At 60.0% G+C, this 16,170-nt stretch carries 20 protein-coding genes; 13 read left to right on the top strand and 7 right to left on the bottom strand.

Features of this window, described 5'->3' with window-relative positions; all coding sequences use genetic code 11:
* Positions 1-214: 214 nt before the first annotated feature.
* Positions 215-886: a response regulator transcription factor gene (locus FHT93_RS00280; RefSeq protein ID WP_183845863.1), complete on the top strand. Its 672-nt coding sequence runs from the start codon at positions 215-217 to the stop codon at positions 884-886.
* Positions 886-2,217 (top strand): HAMP domain-containing sensor histidine kinase, encoded by a 1,332-nt coding sequence (locus FHT93_RS00275; protein WP_183845862.1) that lies wholly within the window; start codon positions 886-888, stop codon positions 2,215-2,217. The genes FHT93_RS00280 and FHT93_RS00275 overlap by 1 nt, the downstream gene beginning before the upstream one ends.
* 140 nt (positions 2,218-2,357) lie before the next feature.
* Here the strand turns inward: FHT93_RS00275 and FHT93_RS00270 are convergent, their stop codons facing one another.
* Together FHT93_RS00270 and FHT93_RS35465 are read right to left on the bottom strand one after the other, a co-directional pair.
* Positions 2,358-3,347, bottom strand: coding sequence for an aldo/keto reductase (locus tag FHT93_RS00270; protein WP_183845861.1), 990 nt, complete (start codon positions 3,345-3,347; stop codon positions 2,358-2,360).
* A 198-nt stretch (positions 3,348-3,545) separates the two neighbouring features.
* Entirely contained in the window at positions 3,546-3,737 is a 192-nt protein-coding gene (locus FHT93_RS35465) for a hypothetical protein (protein WP_246781527.1), read from the bottom strand.
* 243 nt (positions 3,738-3,980) lie between these two features.
* On the opposite strand from FHT93_RS35465, the gene FHT93_RS00265 reads away from it, so the two are divergent.
* On the top strand, positions 3,981-4,361 hold the full coding sequence (locus FHT93_RS00265; protein ID WP_183845860.1) for a hypothetical protein: 381 nt from the start codon (positions 3,981-3,983) through the stop codon (positions 4,359-4,361).
* A gap of 64 nt (positions 4,362-4,425) precedes the next feature.
* On the opposite strand, the gene FHT93_RS00260 is transcribed toward FHT93_RS00265, so the two are convergent.
* Positions 4,426-4,914, bottom strand: a complete 489-nt coding sequence (locus tag FHT93_RS00260; RefSeq protein ID WP_183845859.1) for a GAF domain-containing protein — start codon at positions 4,912-4,914, stop codon at positions 4,426-4,428.
* A gap of 117 nt (positions 4,915-5,031) precedes the next feature.
* On the opposite strand from FHT93_RS00260, the gene FHT93_RS00255 reads away from it, so the two are divergent.
* Entirely contained in the window at positions 5,032-5,496 is a 465-nt protein-coding gene (locus FHT93_RS00255) for an NUDIX domain-containing protein (protein ID WP_113117220.1), read from the top strand.
* Between the two features lie 51 nt (positions 5,497-5,547).
* Positions 5,548-6,153: a carboxymuconolactone decarboxylase family protein gene (locus tag FHT93_RS00250; protein WP_018115484.1), complete on the top strand. Its 606-nt coding sequence runs from the start codon at positions 5,548-5,550 to the stop codon at positions 6,151-6,153.
* A gap of 30 nt (positions 6,154-6,183) precedes the next feature.
* On the opposite strand, the gene FHT93_RS00245 is transcribed toward FHT93_RS00250, so the two are convergent.
* Complete coding sequence (locus tag FHT93_RS00245) at positions 6,184-7,113, bottom strand: alpha/beta hydrolase (protein ID WP_183888205.1); 930 nt, start codon at positions 7,111-7,113, stop codon at positions 6,184-6,186.
* Between the two features lie 319 nt (positions 7,114-7,432).
* Between FHT93_RS00245 and FHT93_RS00240 the strand changes: the two genes are divergently transcribed.
* Entirely contained in the window at positions 7,433-7,855 is a 423-nt protein-coding gene (locus FHT93_RS00240) for a lipocalin-like domain-containing protein (protein WP_183845858.1), read from the top strand.
* 101 nt (positions 7,856-7,956) lie between these two features.
* On the opposite strand, the gene FHT93_RS00235 is transcribed toward FHT93_RS00240, so the two are convergent.
* Complete coding sequence (locus FHT93_RS00235) at positions 7,957-8,844, bottom strand: LysR family transcriptional regulator (protein WP_183845857.1); 888 nt, start codon at positions 8,842-8,844, stop codon at positions 7,957-7,959.
* A 124-nt stretch (positions 8,845-8,968) separates the two neighbouring features.
* Here FHT93_RS00235 and FHT93_RS00230 point away from each other — a divergent pair, with 124 nt between their 5' ends.
* The 7 genes from FHT93_RS00230 (at position 8,969) to FHT93_RS00200 (ending at position 13,180) form a co-directional block, all read left to right on the top strand.
* Positions 8,969-9,808 carry an oxidoreductase gene (locus FHT93_RS00230; RefSeq protein WP_183845856.1) on the top strand — a complete coding sequence of 280 codons (840 nt, stop codon included), beginning with the start codon at positions 8,969-8,971 and terminating at the stop codon, positions 9,806-9,808.
* Between the two features lie 154 nt (positions 9,809-9,962).
* A complete protein-coding gene (locus FHT93_RS00225; RefSeq protein ID WP_183845855.1) occupies positions 9,963-10,967 on the top strand; it encodes a 2-dehydropantoate 2-reductase in 1,005 nt (334 codons plus the stop codon).
* 114 nt (positions 10,968-11,081) lie between these two features.
* Positions 11,082-11,228 carry a hypothetical protein gene (locus FHT93_RS00220; RefSeq protein WP_018115491.1) on the top strand — a complete coding sequence of 49 codons (147 nt, stop codon included), beginning with the start codon at positions 11,082-11,084 and terminating at the stop codon, positions 11,226-11,228.
* Between the two features lie 9 nt (positions 11,229-11,237).
* Complete coding sequence (dapA, locus tag FHT93_RS00215; protein WP_183845854.1) at positions 11,238-12,158, top strand: 4-hydroxy-tetrahydrodipicolinate synthase; 921 nt, start codon at positions 11,238-11,240, stop codon at positions 12,156-12,158.
* Between the two features lie 122 nt (positions 12,159-12,280).
* Positions 12,281-12,466, top strand: coding sequence for a hypothetical protein (locus FHT93_RS00210; protein ID WP_183845853.1), 186 nt, complete (start codon positions 12,281-12,283; stop codon positions 12,464-12,466).
* Between the two features lie 23 nt (positions 12,467-12,489).
* Positions 12,490-12,753 carry a hypothetical protein gene (locus FHT93_RS00205; protein ID WP_018115494.1) on the top strand — a complete coding sequence of 88 codons (264 nt, stop codon included), beginning with the start codon at positions 12,490-12,492 and terminating at the stop codon, positions 12,751-12,753.
* A gap of 124 nt (positions 12,754-12,877) precedes the next feature.
* A complete protein-coding gene (locus tag FHT93_RS00200) occupies positions 12,878-13,180 on the top strand; it encodes a DUF1883 domain-containing protein (protein ID WP_113013527.1) in 303 nt (100 codons plus the stop codon).
* 49 nt (positions 13,181-13,229) lie between these two features.
* Here the strand turns inward: FHT93_RS00200 and FHT93_RS00195 are convergent, their stop codons facing one another.
* Entirely contained in the window at positions 13,230-14,546 is a 1,317-nt protein-coding gene (locus FHT93_RS00195) for a replication-associated recombination protein A (protein WP_113117196.1), read from the bottom strand.
* A complete protein-coding gene (locus FHT93_RS00190; protein ID WP_183845852.1) occupies positions 14,543-15,943 on the bottom strand; it encodes a DegQ family serine endoprotease in 1,401 nt (466 codons plus the stop codon). Before FHT93_RS00190 ends, FHT93_RS00195 begins: the two co-directional genes overlap by 4 nt.
* Positions 15,944-16,170 lie beyond the last annotated feature (227 nt).

Here is a 16,170-nt window from a genome sequence, read left to right as displayed (position 1 = left end):
TCGGACGGAGATCTGATTTCCTTCAGAGCAGAGCAATCAATAAAGCTCCAGGCGTCACGCGCCTGGAGTTTTTTATTCAGAGGCGGTCGGCAATCTCGCATGCGATCCGCTCTATCCAGTTCGCCACGGCCGTGACTTCCCTCATTCGAACGCTCACGCCGTAATCCTGTCGCAATGGTCGTCGTGAACATAGGATCGGAAAGGTGGGCGAGACATGAAAATCCTATTGGTCGAAGACGAGATCAGGCTGGCGGAAACGGTTGCGGCCTCTCTCGGCAAGAAGGGCATCGCGGTCGACCACACCGCTCTTCTTGAGGACGCAATCGAACTGGCTCGACAACAGACCTACGATGCGATCGTGCTCGACCGACGCCTGCCGGACGGCGACGGCATCACATTCATTCCCTGGCTACGAAGCTCAGGCGCCGCGACGCCGGTCATCGTGCTGACCGCCAGAAATGAACCGAAGGAGAGGGTTGCGGGCCTGGACCTCGGTGCCGACGACTATCTGGGCAAGCCGTTTCTGATGGAGGAGCTTTTCGCTCGATTGCGCGCGGTATTGCGACGCCCGTCGGCCCTGGCGGAGCCGTCCATAGTTGCAGGGCGGATGACCGTGGATCCGATCCGGATGGACGTCACGGTTGGCGAACTGCAGCTCGACCTGCCTCGTCGAGAGCTGATGGTGCTCGTTACCCTTGCAAAGCGAAAGGGCAGGACCGTCCTCAGATCGGCGCTGGAAACCGAAATCTACAATTACGAAGAGACGATCCAATCCAACGCGCTGGATGCGCATGTGTCACGACTGAGAAAACGGCTCGCTGAAGCGGACGCCGGCGTGTCCATCCACAACATCCGTGGGGTCGGATACCTGCTGAAGGAACATTGATGCGATTTCCGAATACGTCGCTGTGGTGGAGACTAAACTGGCAGCTCAGCCTGCTATTTGTCGGCACTACGGCATCGGTGATCGTTGGCCTGTGTATCTACGGGGCGATGATCCTTTCTCCGAACGTCAGCATGGAGCACCGGCTTCTGAACGCCCTGGAAGGGTCCTTGAGCTACGAACCCGGACGAGGGCTTCGCATCGAAGACAGCGAACAGCTCCGAGCGTTGAAAAATGATACGCCCAATCTCTTTTTCTACGCCGCAGCCCCGGACGGAACGGCAGTGGCATATGGGAACATTCCAGCTGCGTACCTACAGCTGACCAAGTTCGTGTCGCTTATCAAGGACGCCGACATTCGTGGCACGGGGGCAAACGCCCCTGTACCGGCTTCAGTCGACGACATCGAGATCAACACCACCGAGATCCGGGTACTTTATGGCGGCCGCAACGGAAACGAGTCGATATTCCTCACGATGCTTGGCGGTACGTACAAGATTTACGTGCCCCTGCTTGCAGTTACCCTACCCGCCCTCTTCTTCGCCGTGCCGCGATTGGTCAGGCGTTCGCTCTCAGGACTGAACGACGTCGTTCGGAAGGCTCCGGAGATCGACCCGCGCCAGCCGGGATCACGGCTTCCAGTGGATCGGGTTCCGAGCGAAGTCGTTCCACTTATCCACGCATTCAACTCCGTTCTGGAGCGGCTTGAGCAGCAGTTCGCAGCGAGGGAACGTTTTCTGATCGACGCCGCGCACGAGCTCCGCACGCCGATTGCCGTCATGCAGACGCGTATCGATACGACCCTGGAGGGAAACACCCGCGACATCATGATGGATGACATCGGACGTCTGCGGGAGACGGCGGAGCAATTGCTCGACTTCGAACGGAGCGAGCAGTCTCCGGATCTCTTTGAACAGGTCGACCTTGTGGAAGTCGCCAGGAACGTCGTTGCCGACCAAGCCCCGATTGCCATAAGAAATGGATATGAGATCTCGTTCGACAGTGAGGTCGACGAGCTTTATCGCCTGGTAAGTCCGTCGGCGATGTCACGCGCCATAGGCAACCTTGTGCGCAATGCGATCGACCATGGCGGAAATACTGGCACGATATCGGTTCGCGTGTCAGAACGTGGCGGCGTCTCGGTTTCGGACGAGGGTCCCGGCATTCCAGCGGCGCACCGAAACCTCGTGTTCGAACCATTCTACAGGGTCACACCACGGAGCACGGGTGCCGGCCTCGGATTGAGCATCGTGAAGCAGATCGTGACCCGTCACCACGGGAGCGTAACTCTCGAAGGCAATCCGACAGGAACGACGGTGACCATCAGCCTGTGACAGATACAGCGGTGAGCTCCTGCTCTGACGCGCGCTCAATGAAGCACAGTAAAAATGAAATGGCCGAACCAAAAGGCCCGGCCATTTTCGTATCGGAATAAAGATGAGAGCAAAGGTGCTCGATCTAGCTTTGGCCTTGCCTAAAAGCGGCGCGGTGCTTCCGGCTTGTTGCCGACAATGCTGTCGATCCGCTCCAGCACGTCTGATGTCACCTTGTCCTTGTGCGAGAGGGCGGCGAGATTGTCCTGTAGCTGACTTGCGCGCGAGGCGCCGAGGATGACGGTCGAGACGTTCTTGTTGGCGAGGCACCAAAGAAGGGCGAGATGGGTGATCGACAGCCCGATCTCGTTCGAGAGCCCGGCAAGCTGACGCACCTGTTCCAGCTGGGCGCGACCAGCGTCGGTGGACCATTTTTCCTTCAGCCATTCGTAGCCCGGCAGGTTCATGCGGCTGTCGGCCGGTACGCCGTCATTGTATTTGCCTGTCAGAACGCCGGAAGCGAGCGGTGACCAGATGGTGGTGCCGAGGCCAATCAGGTCGTAGAGCGGAAGGTAATCTGCTTCGACCTTCTGACGTTCGAAGATGTTGTACTGCGGCTGCTCCATGGTCGGCGGCGTGATGCGCAGATCCCGGGCGACAGCATAGGCTTCCGTCAGTTGCTGGGCAGACCATTCCGACGTTCCCCAGTAGAGCACCTTGCCCTGGGCAACGAGATCGTGCATCGCGCGGACCGTTTCTTCGATCGGAGTGTCAATATCCGGGCGGTGGCAGAAGTAGAGGTCGAGATAGTCGACCTGAAGCCGCTTGAGCGCCGCATGGCAGGCGTCCGTCACATGCTTGCGCGACAGGCCACGCTGCGTCGGCTTCTGACCACCCCAGAAGACCTTGCTCGAGACGACATAACTGTCGCGGCTCCAGGCGAGCGATTTCAGCGCCTCGCCCATGACGATTTCGGATTTGCCGCTCTCGTAACCCTCGGCATTATCGAAGAAATTGATCCCGCTGTCATAGGCGAGCTTCATGAGATCGACAGCGTCGCCGCCGTTGACCTGCTTGCCGAAAGTGACCCACGATCCGAAGGAGAACTCGCTCACTTTCAGACCCGACTTTCCCAAACGACGATATTCCATCAGATATCTCCCAAAACTTATAAAATCTGCCGCCCCAAAATTGCGGTCGGCTTCGTACAATCAGGCAATGGCTGATTTCGCGTAACCTATCTTATTGTCAATAATATGCGAGGCCTCGCAGTCACAAAGTCCTGCGTCCTATTGCATCACTTTTGTCCGCACCCTGTTCGGGCCTGCGGAGCAGAACCGCGCCTCACGCTAGTAACTGCAAGGGCGATCGTTGCCAAATCCGCCGAGGCAGGCCGGCCGGAGCCCAAAGTCGGTGCTTTGCGATCCATAGCCAACAGAGCCGGTCTGTATCGAACTATCCGAGCTTGTCGCACAGGACGAAGTAATGACCGCCACGATGACAGCTGATCCTACGATCAGCAGTTTTCGAAATTGGGACATTTTGATCTACCCCCAAACCGATAATCGGTGACACCGGACGCAGTGCATGTCGGTGTCGGCTAAGGAAATAGGCCAGTCCGGCTTTCCGAGAACGCCGCCGCCGATCAAGATTTCGTCATTTGCGCAGGCTGCTGCGATCGACCATCCGACTTTCATCGTCTGGCCGCGGCAAGGAGGCGGCTGGCGTTTTTCACGGCATCGGATACAACTTGCTACAAGTCAGCCTCTGAAGCCGGGATTTTCATGCAGGTTTTCGAAGCATTCCGTGTGCGCCGCCCCGTGTGCGCCGCCGTTATCGGCTTGCTATTCGGTCCTGACGTCGTGATGGCTTATCTCGGACGCGGCCTGATGGCGATTGCCTATTTCGTCGGTGGGGTTTCGGTTACGGCCGGTTTGATCCGGCTCTTCATCACGCTTTCGATCCCGGGCGCTTACGGCTCGCTTATTGTGCTTGCCTGGCATTCGTTCGGCGCGATCCTCGGCTATCATGTAGCGTACTCGCTCCCGAGCGACACTGCTTTTCCGTGGTACTCGCGCTGGCACAATATCGTGCTGCTTTTCTCGGCTGCGATCTTGCCTCTGGCGATGCTTGCCGGACGTTTCGCGTTCCCGGCGCTCGATTAATCCGTCGCTATTGGCTTCGCTGACAGTTTAAGCGTAGCGACGGATCGCCGCCACGCCGCCGCCCTCAGAAACGGGTTGCCCCAGCGAAGATTTCGGCCAGACGTTCGATCCCGGCCTGGTCGTCGGCATCGAAGCGGGCGGGAAGCGGGCTGTCCAGATCGATAACGCCGACGATCTCTTCGCCATTTCGGATCGGGACGACGAGTTCGGATCGGGATGCCGCGTCGCAGGCGATATGGCCAGGAAATGCATGGACATCTGCCACGAGGATCGAGGCGCGCTCCTTGACTGCCGTGCCGCATACGCCACGGCCGACAGGGATGCGCACACAGGCCGGCTTGCCCTGGAACGGCCCAAGGACGAGCTCCTGATCCTTAAGCAAATAGAAGCCCGCCCAGTTGAGATCGGGCATCATCTGGTACATCAGGGCCGACGTGTTGGCGGCGTTGGCGATCAGGTCCGGCTCGCCTTCGAGCAGCCCCTGCAGCTGCTGGGCAAGCTCGCGGTAGAACTCGGCCTTGTTTTCCACTTCGATCGACGCCGCCTGAAACATTGTTACATCCACTTCCTGTCTCTGAGCCGCTCATATAGGTGGTCAGGCGCGTTTTGACAAACGGCCGATGAGGATACGGCAGTTGAATCGCGGCGGCGAATCCGGTCAGATTTCCACATGATGAAAACGATCAGAATATCGGCTGCGCTGTTATTGCGGAGCAATGGCGACACGCTTCTGGTGCGCAAGCGCGGCACGGCGGCCTTCATGCAGCCGGGCGGCAAGATCGAGCCGGGAGAGACGCCAGAGCAGGCCCTGTCTCGAGAGCTGTCAGAAGAAATCGGCGTCACCGCAACAGCTGCCGAACTCGAATTCCTGGGCCAATTTCAGGCGCCGGCGGCAAACGAGCCGGATCATCTCGTCGTCGCCGAAGTCTTCCTGGTGCATGCGAAGGACGCCGATATCAAAGCAACGGCGGAGATCGAGGAGGTCCGCTGGATATCGCCGTCGGAAGCGGGCGGGATCAATATGGCGCCGCTGACGGAACACCATATCCTGCCATTCTACCGCCAGCGGCAGAGCCAGGCGGCCGGGCAAGGTGTCAGGTATCCGTCTTGCAGAAGCGGTCGGCCGGCAGATTGATGTCGCAGGATGCCGCTCTATTCTCCCAATGGATCAAGGGAGGATCGTGCCATGGCTTTCATTCATACCCCCGATGCATCCGCCAGCGAGAAGACGGCTTCGATGTACGCTTCGGCAGAAGCGAGCTACGGCTATCTGCCGAACATGTACCGGGCTTTCGGCCACCGGCCAGAGGTGATGGAGCATTGGGGGACGCTGCTTGCCAGTATTCGCGGCCATATGAGCCAGCGGCGTTATGAGCTGGTGACGCTGGCGGCGGCCAGGGAACTCAAATCGTCCTACTGCATGCTTGCGCATGGTTCGGTGCTGCTGCGCGACGGCTTCACCAACGACAGCCTTTCGGCAGTCGCCGGCGGCAGCGAAAAAGCGCCCATTGATGCAGTCGAGCGGGCAATCATGGATTTTGCCGCCAAGGTGGCGCGCGATGCGACCTCGGTGACGCAGCAGGACATCGATGGTCTGAAGCGGCACGGGCTAAGTGACACGGAGATCTTCGATGTCACCGCAGCAGCGTCAGCACGCTGCTTCTTCTCCAAGATGCTGGATGCGCTGGGTGCAGCACCCGATCATGCCTATGCCGAGCGGCTCGATCCCAAACTCCGTCAGAATCTCGCCATCGGCCGGCCGATCGAAGGGCTGAATTCGAACCACTCGTAGAAGCTCAGATCGCGCCGTTGTGGATTGGCCTTACTGTGCGGGCGGGTCTGCAAAATGCATAATCGCGAATTCGGCGATCCTCTGGCCGGCCTTGTCGGCATCATCGAGCACCGAAGGGAAAAGCTGCCAATGATGCGGCATTCCCGGCCAGACCTCGGCCGTCACGTCGACGCCGGCCTTTTGCGCCTTGTCGGCCAGCCGCAGCGTATCGTCGAGCAGCAGCTCGCCGGAGCCGACCTGCAGCAGCAAGGGCGGAAAACCGGTGAGATTGGCATAGAGCGGAGAAATGTCGGGATCGGTCGGAGAATTGTTGCCGAGATAGGCCTTGCGCAGCGCATCCAGCGCATGCTTGTCCAGCATGGGATCGTTGGTGGCGTTCGCTGTGACCGATGCACCTGAGGCGGACAGATCGGTGATGGGGCTGAGTGCCACGACGCCTGCCGGCAGCGGCTGGCGGGAACGCATCTGCCGCAGCACCGCCTCGAGCGCGAGATTGCCGCCGGCGCCATCGCCCATCACCACGATATTTCCGTTGCTGTAGCCGCTGTCGAGCAGATAGCGATAGGCAGTCAGTGCGTCATTGACCTGTGCTGGATAGCCATATTCCGGCGCCAGCCGGTAATCGATAAGCAGCACATCGCTTGACGCAGCCTTGGCAAGCGAGCCTGCAAGCAGGCTGTGGCTACGGATGGAGCCACCATAGAAGCCGCCGCCATGGATGAAAAGGATCACGCGCCGGCCGACCGGATGATGAAGGCGCGCCGGCCAGATAAGTTCGGCATCGACCCCATCGGCGTCGACATGCCGGATCTGGATGCGCGTCGGCTCCGGCAGCGATTCCATGAAATCGCGAAAAGCGGTGCGCCGGTCGCGCAGACTTACGGCGCCCTTGAAATGCTCCTGCCAGCGAGACACCAGTTTTTCGACCTGTTCATGCGAGGCAGGCGTCTGTGCCGGCATGTCCCGCGTCGACTTTTCCTGCGCGGCCGCTGGAAAGGCAATTAGAACCGCAGCCGTAAAGGCCGACAGCATTGTTCGACGACACTCCACTTTCCACCAATTGCCAGCGGAAAAAACCGGCTTTCTCATTCGCCCCTCCGGCGCTGCTCTTCCTTCGTGCGGCGCATCTTCACCACTTCGCCACCGAGAGTCAAAAGGGAGTTTTGACTGATCACCGGAAGCTTTTCCTGCTCTGATTGGAACATTGTGACCAGGAAAGGCTCCTGATTTATAGCCTGCATTTCTAGTTGTGCTAGACTACTTTAAGGAGGGGATAATCATGGATAGAGCCGCCCTTATCGGAACGTGGCGCATGATCTCGTGGACACGAACCGTCGTTGCGACGGGGAAGGTGAGCGACGCCATGGGTGCCGATCCCATCGGATATATCGCCTATCACGCAGATGGCCGGATGATGGCCTTCGTTACCAACCGGCGCAGGCCGAAACCCAACGGCAAAGCGCCCAACGACAGTGAAAAGGCCGCACTCTTCGATACGATGCTGGCCTATACCGCCGAATATTCCCTGGAGGGTGACAAGGTGATCCATCACGTGGAGGCCGCCTGGAATCCGACATGGGAGCGGCCCCTTATCCGCCCGGTGCATATGGAGGGCGACATACTCGTCATCAGCGATGCACCCGGCACCGATCCTGTCACGGGAGAGGATGTTGTCTACCGATTGGAATTCTCCAAACTCTGACCACCAAGCATGTCGCGACAGTTTCGCTTCCGACGCTTTGGATCCTCGTATCCACGCACGTGGTTGGCACAAAACCACGGCACACTTTTACGCGATTTGCCTTAGTCGCCGCGAATCGCGTCTATCACCGTCCGGAAGCCCGCCGAAATATGCCGCCGGCTGGGATAGTAGAGATAAAGCGGCTCCTCCGGCTGGCACCATTCGTCGAGTACCTGGATAAGTTGGCCGCTTGCAATCAGCGGCGCCACCCTGCCCTCCCAGACATAGGCAAGCGCCACGCCGCTCAAGGCAGCCGCCGTCATCAATTCGTGGTCGTCGAGCGAGAGCGGACCAGTCGGGTGGAAAGTGACGGCCTGGCCGTCCCTTTCAAAGTCCCAAGGGTAACGCGCGCCCGAGGGGAACATGTTCTGGATGCAGATATGGCGCTTCAGATCATGCGGCGTCTCAGGCTGCTGCCGTGTTTCGAAATAGGCGGGAGAGCCGACGACGACGAGGCGCATGCGCGGCTTGATGCGTACGGCGATCATGCCTTCCGTAACGCGCTCGCCGAAGCGAATGCCGGCATCGAAGCCTTCCTCGACAATATCCACCAGCCGGTCAGTCGCCGCGATCTCGAGCTGCAGATTGGGATTCGTCATCAGGAGCGGCCCGATGACCTGGCCGACGACGAAGGGAGCAATGGAATTCCCGACATTGATACGAACGCGACCGAAAGGGGTATCGCGGAAACGGTTCAGCGCATCGAGTGCGGAATTGATCTCGCCGAAGGCCGGATCGAGATGGGAGCGAAGCAGTTCGCCGGCCTCCGTCAGCGAGACGCTGCGGGTCGTGCGGTTCAGCAACCGGATGCCGATGCGGTCCTCCAGATTGAGGACAGCGTGGCTGATCGCAGAGGCGGTGACACCCCTCTCCTCTCCCGCCTTGCGGAAACTCTTGTGCCTGGCGACAGCGGCAAAGGCAGCCATTTCGGAAAGTTCGGTCGCTCTCATTAATGAATATCACTCATCATAGTCTCTCAAATAACAAATCTTATACATGAGCGGGATTTGCGTCAAATTCCTCTCCGTCAGCAGCGCACTGCTGAACGAACAGTCTCAAGGAAAGGGAATTGCCATGAAAGTCTGGTTTATCACGGGTGCATCGCGTGGTTTCGGCGCGCTAATGACCAAGGACGCTCTTGCTGCCGGCGACGTTGTCGTTGCCACCGCCCGCAACCCGAAGACCATCACCGAACAGTTCGGCGATCATCCGAACCTGCTTGCCGTCGCTCTCGACGTTACCAATGAAGGCCAGGCCAAAGAGGCCGCCGCTGCTGCCGTTGCCCGCTTCGGACGCATCGACATCCTCGCCAACAATGCCGGTTACGGCCTGCTTGGCGCCGTCGAGGAAGCAACGGCAGAGGAGATCGAGAGGATCTACGCCACCAACGTCTTCGGCCTCCTGAAGGTTACCCGCGCCGTGTTGCCCTATATGCGCCGCCAGCGCTCGGGCCATATCCTGAACTTCTCCTCGATTGGCGGCTATTACGGCTTTCCTGGCTGGGGCGTGTATGGCTCGACGAAATTCGCCGTCGAAGGCCTGTCGGAATCGCTGGCGACCGAGGTCGAACCGTTCGGCATCAAGGTCACGATCATCGAGCCCGGCTTCTTCCGCACGGACTTCCTGCATGACAATTCGCTGGCGATCAGCCCGGCTTCCATCCCCGATTATGTCGGTACGCCAGCTGGCAACATGCGCGACTTTGCGGCGAGCGCCAACCACGCTCAACCGGGCGACCCGGCCAAGCTAACCGCCGGCATTATCGAAATGGTGAACGCCGCCAACCCGCCGCTGCGCATGCCTTTCGGCAGCGATACGGTCGCCAAGATCGAAGAGGAACATGCCAGCGTGGAGAAGGAACTGGCTCAGTGGCGTCAGCTCGCGGTCTCCACGGACTTCGAACAGACGGCCTAAGACGGTCTGGCCTTTCCCGACAACAACAAGCGTGCCTGTCGGCGCGCTTGTTTCATTTCCGCGTGAAGAGCGTTCGAAAGGTCAAGATTTTCATTCGTCCTGCCACGTCGATGGCCTATGTCTACCGCGTCATCAGCAACAGGAAGAGACAGGAATGGCGAGCACATCGATCTGTATTTACGGAGCAGGCGCTCTTGGAGGCGCGATCGCCGTCAAGCTTGCAAGCCGGCTCGGCGAGAATGCTACAGTCTCCGTCGTTGCCCGTGGCGCGCACCTGGAAGCGATCCGGAAGAACGGTCTTTCCCTGCATGAAGCGGATTCGGACAAACCGATCAATGTGCGGATCACAGCAACCGACGATCCGACCACGCTCCCACCGCAGGATCTCATCATCACCGGCCTCAAGGGCCATCACCTGGGACCGGCGGCCGAGGGCATGGCCACGCTGCTGAAGGGCAATACACGCGTTGTCATGGTCCTGAACGGGATTCCCTGGTGGTATTTTCATCGCGATACGCAAAGCGGCCATGCCGAGCTGCAGTTCGACGAACTGGATCCCGGCGGGAAACTGTGGCGCCTGATCGGCCCGGAACGAGTGATCGGCTGCGTGGCTATGCAAGGGGCGGAAGTCATCAACCCAGGCGAGATCCGACTTTCCAATAGAGGCCGTTTCGTGCTCGGCGAACCCTCCGGCGAAATGTCGGCCGATCTCGAATCCGTTGCCGGCCTCCTTGCCGGGGCCGACCTCAATGTCTCGACCACACAGCGCATTCGCGACGAGATCTGGAACAAGCTGACGGGCAATGCGGCGTTCAACCCGATCAGCGCACTGACGCGAGCCTTGATGACCGACATCATGGCCGATCCCGCGCTGTTCGAGATGGTCGGCAAGATCATGAACGAAGTGCGCGCGGTCGGCAGCGCGCTTGGCGCAAAATTCAGCATCAGCATCGAGGAAAGGCTCCAGCAATCGCGTCACATCGGTCCCGTGCGCACATCGATGCTGCAGGATTTTCTCGCCGGAAAGGCGCTGGAAATCGTGCCGCTCGTCGGTATGGTCGTGGCACTCGGGCGTACCGCCAACGTGCCGACCCCCGTCTCGGAGGTCGTACTGGCGCTGGTGACGCAGCTCGACAAGGAAAACCAGCGCGTCGGCTGACGCCGCATCTTTATGTGATTCCTATATCTTCGATTTCCACTCCGAATGGATTTCCTATCGGAGGCGGCAGTAGCCTTTGCCACAACAGCAAAGGTTACCGCCATGCGAGATGTCATGTCCCCTCAATATCTGCCGCTTCGCCCGCACCGCATCACACGCGGCAATCGGCAGATGCGCGAGAAGCGCACGGCCCAGGCGCTGATGATCTTCGGCATCGTGCTCGCCTGCGTGGAACTCTACGTCATCCTCGGCTCGCTCTGAGGTCTTATCATGAACGGTACCGGAAGACTGCGCCCAGGCGGCGCGATCACCGCGCTCGTTACGCCGTTCCACAACGGCGAGGTCGACGGCGCGGCACTAGAGGCTCTCGTTGAATGGCAGGTGCTGAGCGGCGTCGATGGACTCGCTCTTTGCACGGCGGCGGGTGAAGGGCTCAGCCTCTCACCGCAGGAACGCCGCATGGTGCTCGACATCTGCGTCCGGGCCGCGGCGGACCGTATTCCGGTGATCGCCGCGGCCGGTACCAATTGCACCGAAAGCACGATCGCCCTGGTACGCGATGCGGAAGAATGCGGCGCGCGCGCCGTGCTTGTCACCGTGCCCTATTATTCCAAGCCGGGGCAAAAGGGCATTCTCCATCATTTCCAGCAAATCGCCGCGGCAAGCAATCTGCCAATTCTGGTCGAGAATGCACCATCGCGCACGGCGAGTGATCTGACGGTGGAAACGCTGGGGCGATTGGCCGAGCTCGACGCGATTGTCGCCATCGTCGATGCGACCGGGGATATAGCCCGCTTCGCCAACCTGCCACCTACACTGCGACATCGGTTCCGTTTCCTCTCCGGCCATGACGGCACGGCGCTTTCATTTCATCTCGCTGGTGGTGACGGCATCGTATCGGCGGCTGCCAATATCCTCCCGCGCCTCGTCACCTCGCTGCAGCAGGCGGCGTATGGGAGCTATATCTCCGCTGCACTTGCGCTCAGCGACAGGCTGCATCCTCTGCTGACGGCGCTTGGGTCGGAGAGTGATCCTGCCCTGCTGAAATACGCGCTGCAGGTGCTGCGCGGCATGGAGGCCGATCTTCGCCTGCCACTCGTACCGGCCGACGCGGATAGCCGCTTTGCGATCGTATCGGCGCTTTCTCCCTTTGTCGGTGGCGGCACCCAGCGCATCGCGCTATCCCTATGAGATTTTAATGTTTTTGCTTGCGGCGCCAAATGGAAACCCTATCCGCCGGCATCTATCTTGATGATCGTGACACCGCCGCAGCCATCTTACGGCGGTTGAGTTAGACTTCGAAAGGACAAACGATGTCACGCCTGACTGATACGCCTGCCAAGACTGACCCGCTGCAACGTAGCGAAAGCGCCTGTGCAGTTTCGGCTGATCCCTCTCATCCGCTGTTTGCCGGCCTGGTCGCCGTTGCACCGCGGCTCGGCGCCGTCATGGCTTTCGCCGGGCTCGTGCAGATGAGCTTCCACCTGATTTCCCAGTAAGAGCCGGACAGAGGATCACGACCATGGCAAATGCACAGCAACGCCGGCAGATTCCGGCTCCCGTCACAATCCGCCCCGCCCGCTTCACCGTCGGTCGCGACAAGGGCGGCCGCTGGATCGTCCAGGATCGCGAGGGGCTGGTAGGCGGTCTCTTCATCAATGAAGCTGCAGCCCTCCATTTCGCGGCGGAAGAATGCAACCACAATCCGGATGAGATCTGCCGGGCGGCAACGGGCATCGTGCTCGATTTTGCACCTGTTGCGCGCAGCACCGGCAATATCCACTGAATACTGTGCCGTTCCTGCCATTTTGAAACAGCAGGAACGGCAACAGGCCGAGGATTTCCAACTTTTCCTTAACCGCCAGCCTGATAGAGTCCCGCTTGCAGAGACTACATATGCCGCGAGACCGATGCCGAAACCGAACTTCCGCTTCACCCATTACGATATCAAGGAACAGCGCGCCGGAACGATCGTCGAGGTGTCACTGAGCGCCGTGAACAATGTGCGGCTGATGACGGCTCCTAATTTTCAGCGGTTCACCGAAGTGCTCGATTTCAAATATATCGGCGGCGTCGCGCGCAAGTCACCGGTCAGGCTCGCCATCCCCGAAAACGGCCACTGGCATATCGTTGTCGACATGGAAGGCCATCATGGGCTGGCGGATTCTTCCGTCAAGCTGATCGCTGCTCCAGCAGCACAGAAGCGCGCCTGATTTTAGCGCAGCCCAATTTCAGCGCGGCCCAATTCAGCGCGGCCCGATTTCAGCGCGGATTGCGCTCCTTGCGAAGTTTTGCCCACCAATCCAGCCGTTTGCGAATCTCGCGTTCGAAACCGCGTTCCGGCGGATCGTAAAAAGTCTGGCGACCCATCTTTTCGGGAAAATAATCCTGACCTGAAAAGGCATCCGGCTCATCGTGATCGTAGCGGTAGCCTTCGCCATATCCCTCGCCCTTCATCAGCTTCGTCGGCGCGTTGAGGATATGCTTCGGCGGCAGCAGCGAGCCGTTCTGCTTGGCGGCGATCGTCGCTGCCTTGAAGGCGGTATAGACGGCATTGGATTTCGGGGCGGTCGCAAGATAAACGCAGGCTTGCGCGAACGCCAGCTCGCCTTCCGGCGAACCGAGATAGTCATAGGCATCCTTGGCGGCATTGCAGATGACCAGGGCCTGCGGATCGGCAAGCCCGATATCCTCCACAGCCATGCGCACCAGCCGCCGTCCGAGATAGAGCGGATCCTCGCCGGCATCAAACATGCGGGCGAGATAATAGAGCGCGGCGTCAGGGTCGGAGCCGCGGACCGACTTGTGAAGCGCCGAGATCAGATTGTAGTGACCGTCCTGCGCCTTGTCATAGACCGGGGCTCGGCGCTGGACGATGCGCGTCAGCCCCTCGGTATCGAAAGTCTCGCCCTCGCGGGCGGCGCGCCAGACTTCCTCAGCCAGCGTCAGCACCGCGCGGCCGTCGCCATCGGCCATGCGGATCAGGCTGGCGCGCGCATCCTCGGTAAGCGGCAACGGCCTGCTTTCGACCATCTCGGCGCGTTTCAGCAGTTCCTCGAGGCTGTCTTCCTCATGCGACTTGAAGGTCAGCACGCGGGCGCGCGACAGAAGAGCGGCGTTGAGCTCGAAGGACGGGTTTTCCGTCGTGGCGCCCACGAGAATGACCGTGCCATCCTCCATGACCGGCAGGAAGCTATCCTGCTGGGCGCGGTTGAAGCGATGAATCTCGTCGACGAAAAGCAGCGTCTGGCGGCCGTCCATGCGGCGCATACGGGCTGCTTCAAAAACCTTCTTCAGGTCGGCGACACCGGAGAAAATTGCCGAGATCTGTTCGAAGGCCAGGCCCGCCTCGCCCGACAGCAGCCTCGCGACTGTCGTCTTGCCCGTACCGGGTGGCCCCCAGAAGATCATGGAGCCGAGAGAGCCGCTCTCGATCATGCGGCGCAGAACGCCATCCTCACCGGTCAGATGTTCCTGACCGGTGACTTCGCCAAGCGTCTTCGGCCGCAGACGATCGGCAAGCGGCCGCCGGCTGGCGACCTCTTCCGGAACACGCGGCGCGAAGAGGTCATCACTCATCGGAAGAACTGCCTGATGCGCTGACCATCGCGTTCGATCTCGACCCGCCAGAGGCTGGGATCGGAATCGGCGATCTCCTGCAGGTCGCGGCTGGTTTTGACTTCGGCCCCATTGATGGACACGACGATATCCTTCGGCTCGAAGCCGAGCCGGGAAGCGGGAGAACCGGCCTCGACGTCGGAGATGACCACACCCGCAGAATCGAGCGGCATCCTGAGCTCATCGGCCACGCGCGGCGAAAGGTTTTCCACGACCGCACCGGTAAAGGGCGTATGTCCGCCGATCGTGCGCTGATCGCGAGGCTGGGTTTCCGGCGCGCGGGCAAGGGCAAGCACTATCTGCTGCTCACGCCCGTTTTCCATGACCGTCAGGTTGACCGACTTGCCGAGGCCAGCTGTCGTCAATCGATAGAGAAGCGCATCCGGATGTTCGACGGAGACGCCATCGACCGCGGTGATGACCTCGCCCGCCTTGAGGCCGGACTTGGCTGCCGGGCTATCCGCAGTGACCTTGGCGATCAGCGCGCCGCGTGCCTTGTCGAGGCCGAGCGCGTCTGCGACCTCAGAGGTCACCGGATCGAAGGTAGCACCGATATAGGGCCGCTCGAAGGACTTGACGCCTGAATCGGCAGAGGTGAGAAAAACCTTGACCAGATTGGCGGGGATGGCAAAGCCGATACCGTTCGATCCGCCGCCGCGGGAAAAGATCGCGGTGTTGATGCCGATCAGTTCGCCCTTCATGTTCATCAGCGCGCCGCCGGAATTGCCAGGATTGATCGACGCATCCGTCTGGATGAAGAAGCCGAACTCGTTCTTGACCACCTGGTTGCGGGCAAGTGCCGAAACGATACCGCTGGTGACGGTCTGGCCGACGCCGAAAGGATTGCCGATCGCCAGCACGAGATCGCCGACTTCCACTGCATCGGAATTGCCGATCGGCAGTGTCGGGAAATCCGCCTTGCTATCGATCTTCAAGACAGCGAGATCGAGGCGGTCGTCACGCAGGACGACCTTGCAGGGGAATTCGCGACCGTCCGACAGCGCCACCTTGATGTCGTCGGCGCCCTCGACGACATGATTGTTCGTCACGACGGTCCCGTTCGCCTCGACGATGACGCCGGAGCCGAGCGAAGACTGCTTTTCGGAGCGGTTCGGCATCTGCTGGCCGAAGAACTGCTCGAAAAAGGGATCGCCGGCAAAGGGCGACTGCCGCTGAACAGTCTTTTCAGCATAGACATTCACGACAGCGCCTGAGGTCTGCTTGACCAGCGGCGCGAAAGAAAGCTGCATCTGCGTCTGGCTTTCCGGCACTGTCTTGGTCTGCGCCTGGGCGTAGGCGGGCAGCAGGAGCGTTAGTGCCAGAAGCGAAACGGAGGCGTGCTTTAACAAGCCTTGCATGGGAATCCTTTTTGAAATGCTCTTACGAAAAATGTTGTAGCGCCCGACGCTAGAAAGGAAAGGGGGCGGAAGCATGGAAGGTAGAGGCATCGCGGATTTGGGAATTTGAATCAGCAAAATCAAGCAGGTTACTGATATCTAAGCTCAAATGCAGGACGCAGTCACCGATCAGGGACATCAGCTTGGAAGCAGGCCGATGGGTTCGATCCTTGCCGTAAGACGGAGGT

The organism is Rhizobium sp. BK379 (assembly GCF_014193955.1).
Lineage (GTDB): Bacteria > Pseudomonadota > Alphaproteobacteria > Rhizobiales > Rhizobiaceae > Rhizobium.
Note: the sequence above shows the minus strand (reverse complement) of the source record. Positions and strands in the feature narration are given on the sequence as shown.

Bases quoted from the DNA above. Each gene is read 5' to 3' on its own strand.
- FHT93_RS00190 (WP_183845852.1), bottom strand. From the start codon at position 15,943: ATGCAAGGCTTGTTAAAGCACGCCTCCGTTTCGCTTCTGGCACTAACG.
- FHT93_RS35465 (WP_246781527.1), bottom strand. From the start codon at position 3,737: ATGTCCCAATTTCGAAAACTGCTGATCGTAGGATCAGCTGTCATCGTG.
- FHT93_RS00205 (WP_018115494.1), top strand. From the start codon at position 12,490: ATGGCAAATGCACAGCAACGCCGGCAGATTCCGGCTCCCGTCACAATC.
- FHT93_RS00265 (WP_183845860.1), top strand. From the start codon at position 3,981: ATGCAGGTTTTCGAAGCATTCCGTGTGCGCCGCCCCGTGTGCGCCGCC.
- FHT93_RS00245 (WP_183888205.1), bottom strand. From the start codon at position 7,113: ATGCCGGCACAGACGCCTGCCTCGCATGAACAGGTCGAAAAACTGGTG.
- dapA (WP_183845854.1), top strand. From the start codon at position 11,238: ATGAACGGTACCGGAAGACTGCGCCCAGGCGGCGCGATCACCGCGCTC.
- FHT93_RS00230 (WP_183845856.1), top strand. From the start codon at position 8,969: ATGAAAGTCTGGTTTATCACGGGTGCATCGCGTGGTTTCGGCGCGCTA.
- FHT93_RS00210 (WP_183845853.1), top strand. From the start codon at position 12,281: ATGTCACGCCTGACTGATACGCCTGCCAAGACTGACCCGCTGCAACGT.
- FHT93_RS00235 (WP_183845857.1), bottom strand. From the start codon at position 8,844: ATGAGAGCGACCGAACTTTCCGAAATGGCTGCCTTTGCCGCTGTCGCC.
- FHT93_RS00240 (WP_183845858.1), top strand. From the start codon at position 7,433: ATGGATAGAGCCGCCCTTATCGGAACGTGGCGCATGATCTCGTGGACA.
- FHT93_RS00220 (WP_018115491.1), top strand. From the start codon at position 11,082: ATGTCCCCTCAATATCTGCCGCTTCGCCCGCACCGCATCACACGCGGC.
- FHT93_RS00255 (WP_113117220.1), top strand. From the start codon at position 5,032: ATGATGAAAACGATCAGAATATCGGCTGCGCTGTTATTGCGGAGCAAT.
- FHT93_RS00195 (WP_113117196.1), bottom strand. From the start codon at position 14,546: ATGAGTGATGACCTCTTCGCGCCGCGTGTTCCGGAAGAGGTCGCCAGC.
- FHT93_RS00280 (WP_183845863.1), top strand. From the start codon at position 215: ATGAAAATCCTATTGGTCGAAGACGAGATCAGGCTGGCGGAAACGGTT.
- FHT93_RS00275 (WP_183845862.1), top strand. From the start codon at position 886: ATGCGATTTCCGAATACGTCGCTGTGGTGGAGACTAAACTGGCAGCTC.
- FHT93_RS00200 (WP_113013527.1), top strand. From the start codon at position 12,878: ATGCCGAAACCGAACTTCCGCTTCACCCATTACGATATCAAGGAACAG.
- FHT93_RS00260 (WP_183845859.1), bottom strand. From the start codon at position 4,914: ATGTTTCAGGCGGCGTCGATCGAAGTGGAAAACAAGGCCGAGTTCTAC.
- FHT93_RS00225 (WP_183845855.1), top strand. From the start codon at position 9,963: ATGGCGAGCACATCGATCTGTATTTACGGAGCAGGCGCTCTTGGAGGC.
- FHT93_RS00270 (WP_183845861.1), bottom strand. From the start codon at position 3,347: ATGGAATATCGTCGTTTGGGAAAGTCGGGTCTGAAAGTGAGCGAGTTC.
- FHT93_RS00250 (WP_018115484.1), top strand. From the start codon at position 5,548: ATGGCTTTCATTCATACCCCCGATGCATCCGCCAGCGAGAAGACGGCT.